11 protein-coding genes are annotated in these 12,436 nt (G+C 71.9%); 5 read left to right on the forward strand and 6 right to left on the reverse strand.

What is annotated here, in order from left to right:
- Window positions 1-1,061, reverse strand: a 1,061-nt coding sequence (locus Ari01nite_RS18885; RefSeq protein ID WP_203782582.1) for a hypothetical protein, incomplete at its 3' end; no start/stop codon positions are given.
- Window positions 1,062-1,187: 126 nt separating this feature from the next.
- Window positions 1,188-1,985 carry a hypothetical protein gene (locus Ari01nite_RS18890; protein ID WP_203782583.1) on the reverse strand — a complete coding sequence of 266 codons (798 nt, stop codon included), beginning with the start codon at window positions 1,983-1,985 and terminating at the stop codon, window positions 1,188-1,190.
- Window positions 1,986-2,407: 422 nt separating this feature from the next.
- On the opposite strand from Ari01nite_RS18890, the gene Ari01nite_RS18895 reads away from it, so the two are divergent.
- Window positions 2,408-2,584, forward strand: a complete 177-nt coding sequence (locus tag Ari01nite_RS18895) for a hypothetical protein (RefSeq protein WP_203782584.1) — start codon at window positions 2,408-2,410, stop codon at window positions 2,582-2,584.
- Between the two features lie 48 nt (window positions 2,585-2,632).
- Here Ari01nite_RS18895 and clpB read toward each other — a convergent pair whose 3' ends face one another.
- Window positions 2,633-5,218, reverse strand: a complete 2,586-nt coding sequence (gene clpB / locus Ari01nite_RS18900; protein WP_203782585.1) for an ATP-dependent chaperone ClpB — start codon at window positions 5,216-5,218, stop codon at window positions 2,633-2,635.
- Window positions 5,219-5,370: 152 nt separating this feature from the next.
- Here clpB and Ari01nite_RS18905 point away from each other — a divergent pair, with 152 nt between their 5' ends.
- Window positions 5,371-6,594, forward strand: a complete 1,224-nt coding sequence (locus Ari01nite_RS18905; protein WP_203782586.1) for a sugar efflux transporter — start codon at window positions 5,371-5,373, stop codon at window positions 6,592-6,594.
- Here the strand turns inward: Ari01nite_RS18905 and Ari01nite_RS18910 are convergent.
- The gene (locus tag Ari01nite_RS18910; protein WP_203782587.1) at window positions 6,536-8,359 is read right to left on the reverse strand and encodes a hypothetical protein; all 1,824 of its coding nucleotides are present in this window, start codon (window positions 8,357-8,359) and stop codon (window positions 6,536-6,538) included. The genes Ari01nite_RS18905 and Ari01nite_RS18910 overlap by 59 nt on opposite strands.
- Window positions 8,360-8,401: 42 nt before the next feature.
- Between Ari01nite_RS18910 and Ari01nite_RS18915 the strand changes: the two genes are divergently transcribed.
- The 3 genes from Ari01nite_RS18915 to Ari01nite_RS18925 all read left to right on the forward strand — a co-directional run bounded on the left by Ari01nite_RS18915 (window position 8,402) and on the right by Ari01nite_RS18925 (window position 10,718).
- Window positions 8,402-8,899, forward strand: coding sequence for a cation:proton antiporter regulatory subunit (locus Ari01nite_RS18915; RefSeq protein ID WP_203782588.1), 498 nt, complete (start codon window positions 8,402-8,404; stop codon window positions 8,897-8,899).
- Between the two features lie 39 nt (window positions 8,900-8,938).
- Entirely contained in the window at window positions 8,939-10,135 is a 1,197-nt protein-coding gene (locus tag Ari01nite_RS18920; RefSeq protein WP_203782589.1) for a cation:proton antiporter, read from the forward strand.
- A 139-nt stretch (window positions 10,136-10,274) separates the two neighbouring features.
- Window positions 10,275-10,718, forward strand: coding sequence for a hypothetical protein (locus Ari01nite_RS18925; protein WP_203782590.1), 444 nt, complete (start codon window positions 10,275-10,277; stop codon window positions 10,716-10,718).
- 44 nt (window positions 10,719-10,762) lie between these two features.
- Here Ari01nite_RS18925 and Ari01nite_RS18930 read toward each other — a convergent pair whose 3' ends face one another.
- Both Ari01nite_RS18930 and dnaJ read right to left on the reverse strand, forming a co-directional pair.
- Window positions 10,763-11,200, reverse strand: coding sequence for a heat shock protein transcriptional repressor HspR (locus Ari01nite_RS18930; RefSeq protein WP_203782591.1), 438 nt, complete (start codon window positions 11,198-11,200; stop codon window positions 10,763-10,765).
- Between the two features lie 19 nt (window positions 11,201-11,219).
- The gene (dnaJ, locus tag Ari01nite_RS18935) at window positions 11,220-12,410 is read right to left on the reverse strand and encodes a molecular chaperone DnaJ (RefSeq protein ID WP_203782592.1); all 1,191 of its coding nucleotides are present in this window, start codon (window positions 12,408-12,410) and stop codon (window positions 11,220-11,222) included.
- Window positions 12,411-12,436: the final 26 nt, after the last annotated feature.

Here is a 12,436-nt window from a genome sequence, read left to right on the forward strand (position 1 = left end):
GGGCCGTAACCCCCCGGCATCGGATCGGGACCGTACCCACTCGGCGCGGAGGCCGGACCATAGCCACCCGGCGCAGGCGGACCGTAGCCACCTGGCGCGGAGGCCGGACCGTAGCTACCGGGCGCGGCCGGACCGTGCCCCGGCGCGGAGGCAGGGCCATAGCCACCCGGCGCAGGCGGACCGTAAGCACCCGGCGCCGCTGCCCCAGGGCCGTAGCCCGCCGCAGGCGGCGGACCATAGAAACCCGCCGGCGGGGAGGAGGCAGGACCGTACCCGCCCGGCGCAGGCGGCGCGGAAGCCGGCATGTAGCCCGGCGCAGGCGGCGCCGAAGCCGGCAGGTAGCCCGGCGCAGGCGGCGCCGAGGCGGGCGCGTAGCCCGGCGCCCCCGGATATCCCGCGCTCGCCGGGTAGCCGCTCGGGTACGGCAGCCCGTACTGCGGCGCCCCCGCCATCGCCGGGACCGCCTCGGCCGTACCCCCACGGCGGAAGAAAGCCCTCGGCGCCGCCAGCACCAGGACGCCCACCAGGGCGTACGCCAGCACCTGAAGGATCGCCAGGGTGATGTTGACGCCGATCCAACCGCTCGGATAGGCCGTGGTCAGCAGCTGGCCGAGGGAGCCGGGCAGGGCGTTGCCGGAGCGTTCGACCGCGACCGTGGCGATCGTGCCGATGCCGGCCAGGGCGCCGGCCGCGCAGACCACCAGCGTGGCGATGCGGGCGGCGTTGCTGCCTCGGCGCAGCGCTATGCCCAGCACGACGTAGAGCGCGAAGAGGATCACCGCGACCGCCAGGGCCACCGCGGCGCCCAGCCAGACCACCGCGATGAAGGACTCCGGGTCGTTGTTGACGTCGGAGAAGCGCCGGAACGCGGTGCCCGAGGTCGACCGGAAGCGGTCCACCGTGCCGGGCACGACGGCCAGCGTCGCGATCGCGTAGATCAGACCGACCGCGGCCATCGCCCAGAGCAGGACGGCCGCGAACGACACGACCGGCGGCCGGCCGGCGGGTGCCGGGGTGGCGACGGGCGCGGGCGCGAGCGGGGGCAGGGCTGGGTACGACATCGATGACTCCCCACGGTGATCCGTTGCGCCGAACCTACCCGGGCGCGCTCAAGAACGCGGAGGAACCCGTCGGGAATGGGGTTGCCGGGCCGGAACCCGGCAACCCCGGACGTTCAGGCCAGGCGATCAGGAAGGATCGGACGGCGGCTTGGGCGGCTGGTCGCCCGGCGGCGGCGGCGCGAACGGGTCACTGGCCGGCGGCGGGGGCGGCGGCGGGGCCGCGGGTGACGACTGACCGGGGTAGGTCGGGTACGGCGACAGGCCGGGTGCCGGCTGGCCGGGCTGGCCCTGCTGCCCGAACGGGCTCGGCTGCTGCCCGGGGTACGGCGGGTATCCCGGCTGACCGGGCTGACCCGGCTGCGGATAGCCCGGACCCTGCGGGTACGGGTACGGCGCCGCCGCGTCGAACGCCTGCGCGGGGGCCTTGCGGAAGAAGTCGTTGGCCGCCGGCAGCGCCAGCAGGATGATCACAGCGAGGATGGCCAGCAGGACCAGCACCGACGTGACCGTGGTGACCGGGGTGTACCAGGACGGCATCGCGGCGTCGAGGCGCTCCTGCACCTCGGCCGAGGTCGGACCGCCCTCGGTGCTGCCGGAGTTCATCGTGCTGGAGAGTGCGTTGCCGCCCAGTCCGGCGCCCACGCAGCACAGCGAGATGCCGCCGACCACCCAGGTCACGATGCGAGCGGGGTTCTTGCCGCGCCCGTCGAAGATGCCCAGCACCGCGAAGCCGGCCGCGAGCAGCAGGTTGATGATGGCGCCCCCGACGAAGCCGATCACCGCGATGCTGCTGGCGCTCTCGCCGAGCGAGGTGTCCGCGTAGGCCTCCTCTAGCGCCTCGGTCACCGCACCGATCGTGGCGAAGCCCAGGAGCGCGTTGATCACCTGAAGCGCGGCGACCACGTACAGCAGGTTTACCGCCACCGTCACGACACTCGGCCGCGACCGCGGACCTGGTGCCGGGTAGCCGGAGGACGGATAACTCGGAGCGGTCACAATTCCCCCAATCTAGATCCACTCACGGTATCGGTCGGGCGCCACATTCGCGACCGTGCTGCACCCGCCGTCCCGCTGTGGCAACATCGGGCGACGATGGACGATATATCCGGAAAAAGGTCGCTCGTTCAGGGGGCGACACGGCTCGATTCCGACCCCTACACTTCCATCCGTGGCGCCGATCAGGCAGCAGAGACCGCCAGCGGCTCCATCCGCCCGCGCGAGTCGCCCGCCCCGCACCAATGTCGCCGGGGCCGAGGCAGACCGCCGCATCCGGGCACCCATCCCATTAGGCCGGCCGCGTGACCACACCGCGGCTGCCCCAGACCTTGTAAGGACCGGTGAGTCCCATGCCGCACGCCGACACCCTGACCGTCGTCCACCACGACGACACCCGCACCAGATTCAAAGACGTCCGATATGAGCTGCACCGCGACGGCATCCGGATTTGGTCGGCCGAGGGCGAGCACCTCGTCACCGACATCCTGATGACTCAGGCCTACCGGCAGCGAGCAACCGCCGGCTAGACAGCGAACGGCCCCGGGAGAGATCCGGGGCCGTTTCCGTTGCCGGCGTCAGCCTCGGTAGACCATGAGGCCGTCCTTGCCGTCGCTCAAGTCGGCCACCACCGTGTCGCCGTCCCGGATCTGCCCGGCCAGCAGCGCCCGGGCCAGCGCGTCCCCGATCGTCGACTGCACGAGCCGGCGCAGCGGCCGGGCACCGTAGATCGGGTCGTACCCGTGTTCGCCGAGCCACTCCACCGCGCCCGGGGCGACCTCGAGCCGCAGTCGCCGCTCGGCCAGCCGGTTGCGGAGCCGGCTCAGCTGGATGTCGACGATCGCGGAGAGGTCGTACTTGGTGAGCGCGTGGAACACCACGATGTCGTCGAGCCGGTTGAGGAACTCGGGCTTGAAGTGCGCCCGGACCACGGCCAGCACCTCGTCCCGCCGCTCCTCGTCGCCCATCGTGAAGTCGGCCGCCTGCGAGCCGAGGTTCGAGGTCAGCACCAGGATGGCGTTGCGGAAGTCGACCGTACGCCCCTGGCCGTCGGTCAGCCGTCCGTCGTCGAGCACCTGGAGCAGCACGTCGAACACGTCCGGGTGGGCCTTTTCCACCTCGTCGAGCAGCACCACGCTGTACGGCCGGCGCCGCACCGCCTCGGTGAGCTGCCCACCCTCCTCGTAGCCGACGTAGCCGGGCGGAGCCCCGACGAGCCGGGCGACCGAGTGCTTCTCGCCGTACTCGCTCATGTCGATCCGCACCATCGCCCGCTCGTCGTCGAACAGGAACCCGGCGAGCGCCTTGGCCAGCTCGGTCTTGCCGACGCCGGTGGGGCCGAGGAACAGGAAGCTGCCGGTGGGCCGGTCGGGGTCGGCGATGCCGGCCCGCGCCCGGCGCACCGCGCTGGCCACCGCGGCCACCGCCTCGGGCTGGCCGATCACCTTGGCCGCCAGCGACTCCTCCATCCGCAGCAGCTTGGCGGTCTCGCCCTCCATCATCCGGCCGGCCGGGATGCCGGTCCACGACGAGATCACCTCGGCGATGTCGTCGGCGCCGACCTCCTCCTTGACCATCGGCGGCTCGGACTTCTGGTCCTCGGCGGCGGCCGCACTGCCCAGCTCGTGCTCCAGCGCCGGGATCTCCTGGTATTGCAGGCGGGAGGCGCGCTCCCACTCGGCGTCGCGCTGCGCCCGCTCCAGCTCGGCCCGCGCCTCGTCGAGCCGCTTCTTGAGCTCGCCGACCCGGTTGAGGCCGCCGCGCTCCCGCTCCCACCGGGCGTTCAGGGCGGTGAGCTCCTCCTCGCGGTCGGCGAGGTCGCGTTCCAGCCGCTCCAGCCGGGCCATCGAGGCCGGATCGGTCTCCTTGGCGAGGGCCAGCTTCTCCACCCGCATCCGGTCCACCTGGCGCTGGAGCTGGTCGAGCTCCACCGGGCGGGAGTCGATCTCCATGCGCAGCCGGGACGCGGCCTCGTCGATCAGGTCGATGGCCTTGTCCGGCAGGAACCGGTCGCTGATGTAGCGGTCGGACAGGCTGGCCGCGGCGACCAGCGCGGCGTCGGTGATCTGCACCCGGTGGTGGGCCTCGTAGCGGCCCTTGAGCCCGCGCAGGATGCCGATGGTGTCCTCGACCGTGGGCTCGCCGACCACCACCGGCTGGAAGCGCCGCTCGAGCGCGGGGTCCTTCTCGATGTGCTCGCGATACTCGTCCAGCGTCGTGGCGCCGACCATCCGCAGTTCGCCACGCGCGAGCATCGGCTTGAGCATGTTGCCGGCGTCCATCGAGCCCTCGCCCTTGCCGGCGCCGACCACCGTGTGCAGCTCGTCCAGGAAGGTGACGACCTGGCCGTTCGAGCCGCGGATCTCCTCGAGCACGCTCTTGAGCCGCTCCTCGAACTGGCCGCGGTACTGCGCGCCGGCCACCATGGCGCCGAGGTCGAGCGACACCAGCTTTTTGTCGCGCAGGGTCTCGGGCACATCGCCGGCCACGATCCGCTGGGCCAGTCCCTCGACGATCGCGGTCTTGCCGACGCCCGGCTCGCCGATCAGGACCGGGTTGTTCTTGGTGCGCCGGGAGAGCACCTGGATGACCCGGCGGATCTCGGTGTCCCGGCCGATGACCGGGTCGATCTTGCCGTCCCGGGCCAGCGCGGTCAGGTCGACGCTGTATTTCTCCAGGGCCTGGTAGGTCTGCTCGCCCTCGGCGCTGGTCACCCGGCGCTCACCGCCGCGCACCTGCGGGAACGCGGCCACCAGGGCCTCCTCGGCGGCGCCGGCGCCCTTGAGCGCGCGGCCCACCGCGCCGTCGCCCCGGGCCAGGCCGGCCAGCAGGTGCTCGGTGGAGACATATTCGTCGCCGAGCGGCTGTGCGATCAGTTCGGCCTCGCCGATGGCGTTCACGAACTCGCGGGACAGGCTCGGCTCGGCGGTGCTGGCACCGCGGGCGGACGGCAACTGCTCGATCGCCCGGACCGCGGCGCGGCGGACGTCGGCCGGGTTGGCGCCGACCGCGCGCAGCAGGGCCGGCGCCGTGGACCCACCGGTGTCGAGCAGCGACAGCAGCAGGTGCCAGGGTTCGACCGTGGCGTGCCCGCGCCGGCCGGCGTCGGCAACCGCTCCGGTGATGACGTCGCGGCTCTTGGTGGTCAGACGTTCGGCGTTCATGTGCTCCCCTGATCGGAATCACCGCAGACTTGAGCGTGGCGCACTCAACTCTACGAGCCCAGTGCCACGTCGACAACGCGGATCCGCGAACTACGTGACGGTGGCCACCGGAGCCCCGTGGTCGAGCCCGGCTCGCCGTAACGTGACTGAACGTGGCCGTTCCCTCCGCGCATCGACGGCTGCTCGCTCTCGCCCTCATCTTCGTCGTGGTGGGCCTGGCCACGTCGTTCGTCGGCCCGTATTTCGCGCTCTTCCTCACCGACTCGGTCGGCGCCGGCCCGCTGCAGACGACCGCCTTCCTGATCGTCGCGCCGATCTGCGGCGTGGTGATCGCCTCGCTGGTGGGCCGGCTCTCCGATCGCCGCCCGATCCGCCGGCAGTTGCTGATCCTGGCCGCGCTGGCCGGCGTGGTCGGCAGCGCGCTCACCGCCGTGGTCCGGGACTACTGGGTGCTGCTTGCGCTCACCGCGACGGTGACGGCGTTTGCCGGGTCACTCTTTCCACAGACCTTCGCGTACGCCCGGCAGGTACTGCAGCGGACCGATCCGGGCCGGGCGGCGTTCGGCATCAGCACGCTGCGCACCATCTTCTCGGTCGCCTGGGTGGGCGGTCCGCCGCTGGCCGCCCTGGTGCTGGCGGCCGGCGGCTTCGGCTATACCTATGCCCTCGCCGCGGCGATGTACGCGATCGCGGCCGTGGTCGTCCTGGTCGGCCTGCCCCGGCTGCCGGTGCCCGCGGCGGGTTCGGTCGAGGTCGAGGCGGCCGAGCCGGCCGCCGCCCGCACCACGCTCTGGCTGGTCATCGCCGGCATCACCGCGGTGCAGACCGCCGCCACCCTCAACGTCCAGGCCATGCCGCTGTACGTGAGCGCCGACCTGGACGGCACGATCCGGTCCGCCGGCCTGGTGCTGGGCCTGTGCGCGGCGCTGGAGATCCCGCTGATGCTCGGCTTCGGCGCGCTCGGGGCCCGGGTGCCGCTGCGCCGGCTCATCCTGGCCGGGGCGGTGTGCGCGGTCGCCTACCAGGGGGTGGCCTGGGCCGCGACCGCGGTCTGGATGCTGGCCGTGGCCCAGGTGCTGCAGGCCGCGGTGATCGCGACCGTGGGCGCGCTGAGCATCACGTACGTGCAGGACCTGCTCCCGGGCTCTCCGGGCCGGGCCACCACGCTGGTCAGCAACACGTTCCCGGTGTCGCAGATCCTGTCCGCGCCGATGTTCGGACTGGCCCAGCACTTCGGCTTCCGCTTCGCGTACGGCATCGGTCTTGTTCTTTGCCTGCTCGGACTGGCCCTGCTCGTCGCCGGCGTCCGCGACCGGACTACCGCGGCACCGGAGTTCCGGGTTGCCGGGAGGGCAGCCAGCGCGGCCGGTTCGTGATCCCGTCCGGGTCGGTGTACCAGAGCAGAGCGGTACGCAGCCCGCTGAGCGCCCGGAAGCGACCTCGATTCGTCACCTCGGCGCGCAGGAAGCGGTCGAACACCGGCCGGTTCACGATCGTGTCCAGCCGGTCCGGGCCGATCTCGGCGGCCAGCCGGCGCACCTCGGCGCGCATCGGCCCGATGCCGGCCGCCTGGGCCGGGACGATCCGCAGGCGCTCGGCCAGGTCCCGGTCGGCCGCGGTGGGCTCCGGGAAGGTCTCCCGGTCGCGTGGCTGCGGCGGCACCGGGAAGGTCGGCACCACCCGGGCCGGCGGCCGGTCCGCGGTGAACGGGCGCCGCCGGGGCTCGCCGCGCAGCCGCCGGTAGGTGTCGGTGTACCGGTCCTCGCCGAAGGGCAGTTCGGCGAGCGCCGGGCAGAACTGGTTCATCAGGTCGAACCCGACCAGGTTTGCGGACCGCTCGTCGACCGGCAGGCTCAGCGCCAGGGCCGCGGCGTTCAGCGAGTAGAGCGGGTCGAAGCGGGCCGCCACCGGCGTCCACTGCCGGGAGATCTCGCCGACGAAGTACCGGTTGCGCCCGGTCAGATAGAGGTGGTCCCAGCGCGCGTCGGCCCGCACCCCGAGCCGCCCGGCCGCCGCCAGCCGCTCGGCCAGCCCGGCGTGCACCCGCTCGACCAGCGCCGGCGCGAGCAGCCCGCGCGGGCCGAGGGAGAGCACGTCGCCGCCCCACAGCGTGCCGACCACCGCGGGCACGTCGTGCTGGTCCAGGTGCCGCAGCCGATGGCTGTAGAACGAACGCGCAATCTCGCCGTACCCGCCGGCGCCGATCACCGAGCCGCCCGGCCGGTACCCGCGGTGCGGGCCGACCGTGGCCATCCCGTACGCGGCCCGCATCTGCCACAGCACCTGGTCGGTCAGCGTGCGCGGGTGCTCGGCCAGCGGTGCGCCCTGTCCCTCGGTCATGGTCAGCCCGAACTCGGCGGCCAGCGCCGCGGAGACCCGCTTGTCGGCCGTGTCGCTGCGGCCCGTGCAGGTGAAGTGCACCCGGTCGGCGAAGCCGCCCTCGAGGATCGCCGCCAGCATCAGGCGCGAGTCGAAGCCGGCCGTGAGATGCAGCACCTTCGGGTCGCGGCCGGCCGTGGCCAGCGCCGCGACGTTGGAACGGATCTCGGCGGCCGCGGCGGCCAGCCGTTCCCGGTACGGGACCGAGCCGTCCAGCAGTCGCGCCGCCGCCCGGTAAGTGCACCGCCGCACCCCGGTCGCGCCGATCTCCAGGTATTCGAACGGGGCCAGCACGTCGACGCCCTGATAGCTGGCCGGATGTGCCCAGCCGCCGTTGGTGGTGGCGACCACCTCGGCCAGGAAGCCGAGCGACTTGGCCGGTTTGCGGCCCAGCCGGGCCAGCGTGCCGACCAGTTCGGCCAGTCCCGAGGAGACCGCGGTCAGGTCACCGCTCTCGTGCACGTACACCAGGCCGCCGGCCAGTGGGTCGGGCAGCACCAGCACAGTCCCGGACTCGTTGTCCCAGAGATACGCGCAGAGCGAACCCCGCACGTTGTCGCCGAACCAGTCCGGCGTCACGGCGGCGCCGGCGCGGTCGACAACCGCCTGGTAACCGGCCACATCGGAGACGAAGGTGCCGGCCACTGCGCCGCTGCCGTGCACGCCGAGCACGGTGAGCCGCCGGGCCGGATCGATCGGACCGGTGTGCCGGAGCCGCGGACGCGATCCGGATCTTTGGTATATGACCGGCGTATCCACCATTTCGGAATGATATGACAGCCGATGTCCAGTACGGTTGGCGGCGTGCGTGTACGGGTGGAACAGACTCCGCTGCCGGGAATTGGCGTCCGGCATGACCTGATCACCTCGTCCGGCCGGACCCTCGGTGTGGTCTCTCACCGCAACGGTCGCCGTGACCTGGTGTTGTACGACGTGGACGACCCCGACTCATGTCTGGCGTCGATCCCGCTGACCGACGACGAGGCCGAGGCCCTCGCCGACGTGCTCGGCGCCTCGCTGATGCTGGGCCAACTCGCCGGCCTGCGACAGCAGGCGGCCGGACTGCTCACCGAGCAGATCGCGCTGCCGGCCGGCTCGCCGTTCGTGGGCCGGCGCCTGGGCGACACCCGCGCCCGCACCCGCACCAGCGCGTCCATCGTGGCCGTCCTGCGCGACCGCGAGGTCATCGCCTCTCCCGGCCCGTCCTTCGCCTTCGAGGCGAACGACGTGGTCGTCGCCGTCGGCACCCGCGATGGCCTGGACGGCGTGACCGCCATCCTGGCCGGCGACATCGACGACTGAGTTGGCCCGCGGCTATAAACCCCAGAAAAGGGCGAAAAGGTGCACAGTACGACGATCCTCCTGATCGAGGTCGGCGCGCTGCTGTTCGCGCTCGGCATGCTGGGCCGCCTCGGCCGGCGAGTCGGCCTCTCCCCGATTCCGCTCTACCTCCTCGCCGGGCTCGCCTTCGGCCATGGCGGGTTGATCCCGCTCTCGGCCAGCCAGGAGTTCATCGAGGTCGGCGCCGAGATCGGCGTCATCCTGCTGCTGGTCATGCTCGGCCTCGAATACTCGGCCTCGGAACTGGTCTCCAACCTGCGGGCGGCCGCGCCCGCCGGCCTGCTCGACGCGGTGTTCAACGCGCTGCCCGGCGCCGCATTCGCCTTCCTGCTCGGCTGGGGCTGGGAGGCCGCGCTGGTGCTGGCCGGCATCACCTGGGTCTCGTCGTCCGGCGTGATCGCCAAGGTGCTCGGCGACCTGGGCCGGCTCGGTAACCGCGAGACCCCGGTGATCCTCTCGGTGCTGGTCATCGAGGACCTCGCGATGGCCTTCTATCTGCCGCTGGTCACCGCGGTGCTGGCCGGGATGGGTCTGGCCGGCGGCGGCAAGGCGCTGGCGGTCGCGGTGATCACCGTGATCGCGGTGCTCGTGGTGGCGATCCGGTACGGCAGCACGATCAGCCGGTTCATCTCGGTCAAGGACGCCGAGGCGCTGCTGCTCAGCGTATTCGGCCTGACCCTGTTCGTGGCCGGGGTCGCGGCCGAGCTCAAGGTGTCCGCCGCGGTCGGCGCGTTCCTGGTCGGCATCGCGCTGTCCGGGCCGGTCGCGCACCACGCCACCGAGATGCTGTCGCCGCTGCGCGACCTGTTCGCCGCGGTGTTCTTCGTGTTCTTCGGCCTGTCCACCAACCCGGCCGACATGCCGCCGGTGCTGCTGCCGGCGCTCGGCCTCGCGGTGCTGACCATGTCGACCAAGGTCCTCACCGGCTATCTGGCCGCCCGCCGGGCCGGCATCGCGCTGCCCGGCCGGCTGCGGACCGGCCTGGCGCTGATGCCGCGCGGGGAGTTCTCGGTCGTCATCGCGGGCCTCGCGGTCGCCTCCGGGATCGAGCCGCGCTTGGCCCCGCTGGCCACCGCGTATGTGTTGATCACTGTGGTGTCCGGTCCGATGCTCGCCCGCCTGCCCGATTACCAGTGGTTCCGGCAAATGGTCCGTCGTCGCATGACGATCGCGCAGCCGATTCCCGCTCCGGAGTAGACCCCTGACCTGTCAATACTGCTTAAAGCTACTGACCAGTATCCGATTGTGATCCGGCAGCACTTCCGTAGGAACTTTCGGCGCGCTACCGTACCGCCTCGACAACTATGTGTTATTCGGACTTTTGGCGGGCGGCGACGTGACAGTGCGCGAGTCGACTTTCTACGGGTTCGCCAACCCGGTGGATCCTCGACCGGAAGAGCTTCAGACCTGGGCCTATCACCCGGAGTCCGTGCCGCTCGACGCCATGCCGCCCGACTGGGACCTGCTCATCTCGGGTGACGTCCTGGCGCCGACCCTCTTCGAGCTGGCCATGGACAGGCAGTGTCCGGCGCGCCGTTTCGCCCAGCACTGCATGTATATCTACGCCGCCGACGGGGTCCGGCAAAACGCCTCCAACCAGCGCAAACGGCGTCTGAAGAAGTACGTGGAACGCGCCGAGGAGGTCGGCGACGAGCCGATGGCGATCTGGGCGCACAACTGCCGGGTGCTGATGAGCCGGCCGGAGATCTTCGACTACGCCGACTGGATCGAGGGCGGCCTGGTCCGCCACCCGCGGCGTCTCGGGATGTTCCGCCGCTGACCTGACGAAAGGCGGCCGCTGCCGGCCGCCTTTCGTTCGATTCCTTATTTGCCGGGGGCCTGGCGCGGCCGCCACACCACCAGCGCGGTGGACGGACCCTCCTGGCGCACCACCAGGTCGCGGCGAGCGTACGGGCTCTCCAACTGCGCGATTCGGGCGTACGCCGCCTCCAGCTCGGCCTCGAGCTCGTGCAGCCGCTGCTGGAGGTCGCCGACCAGCTGCTCGAGCCCGATGATCCGCTTGATGCCGGCCAGGTTGACGCCGTCCTCCTGGCTGAGCCGCTGCACCTCGCGCAGCAGCGCCACGTCCCGTTCGCTGTACCGTCGGCCGCCGCCACCGGCCCGGCCGGGCTGCACCAGCCCGAGCCGGTCGTACTGCCGCAACGTCTGCGGATGCATGCCGGCCAACCGTGCCGCGACCGAGATGATCAGGACCTTCGCATCGGAGGCCTGCTCGATCGTGATGTTGATCTCTTCGTACATGCGCCACCTCCCGACGGTCTCAACCGCTCCGGCGCACGCGCGCCTCGAGCCGCTCCCGCCCAGCCGGCGGGGTCAGTTTCGCGAAACGCTCCAGTGCGTCGCGCGCTTCCCCCGTAACGCCGTCCGGCACCTGAACGTCGACCGTGACGATCAGGTCGCCGGGCGGACCGTCCTTGCGTGCCACACCCTTGCCCCGGGCCCGCAGCTTGCGCCCGCTCGGAGTGCCGGCCGGCACCCGCATGGTGACCGGGCTGTCCAGCGTCGGCACCCGCAGATCGGCGCCGAGCACCGCCTCGGCGATGCTGATCGGCAGGGTCAGGGTGAGGTCGTCGCCGCTGCGCCCGAACAGGTCGTCCGGTCGCACCATGACCTGCACGTACAGGTCGCCGGCCGGGCCGCCGCGGTCGCCCGGCTCGCCCCGGCCGCTGAGCCGGATGCGCTGCCCGTCGGCCACGCCGGCCGGGAACCGGACGTTGATGGTGCGGGTCTTGGTGACCCCGCCGGTGCCCCGGCACTCCGCGCACTTCTCGTCGACGATCGACCCGGCGCCCTGGCACTCGCGGCACGGCTCGGAAAAGCTGAACGAGCCCTGGTTACGCGAGAGCAGGCCGCTGCCGTGGCACTGCGGGCAGGTCCGCGGCGCGGTGCCCGGCTTGGCGCCGTTGCCGTGGCAGGTGTCGCACTCGCCGGCCGAGCGCAGCGTCAGCGGCAACGTCGTACCGCGTACCGCCTGGACGAAGTCGAGAGTCACCTCGGTCTCCACGTCCCGGCCCCGGCGCGGGCCACGCCGGGCGGCACCGCCACCCGGACCGCCACCCGAGAAGATCGAGCTGAAGATGTCGGAGAAGCCGGCGCCACCGAACCGGCGGTCACCGGCGCCACCCGCCGCACCCGCGTTGGCGAAACCGCCGAACAGGTCGGAGGGGTCGAACTGGGTGCCGCCGGAGCGGGCGCCGCGGCGGAACGCCCCGGACCCGAACAGCGACCGCATCTCGTCGTACTCTTTGCGCTTTTTGTCGTCGGAGAGCACGTCGTAGGCCTCGGACGCGGCCTTGAACTTCTCCTCGGCCTCCCGGTTGCCCGGGTTCCGGTCCGGGTGCAGATCACGGGCCAACTTCCGATAGGCCTTCTTGATCTCGTCGGTTGAGGCGGACTTGGTCACGCCCAGAACGGCGTAGAAGTCCTTCTCGAGCCAGTCCTTCGAGCTCATCGCGTCCACCTCCTCCATGCGGTTGT

It is taken from the genome of Paractinoplanes rishiriensis (assembly GCF_016862375.1).
Taxonomy (GTDB): Bacteria; Actinomycetota; Actinomycetes; order Mycobacteriales; family Micromonosporaceae; genus Actinoplanes; species Actinoplanes rishiriensis.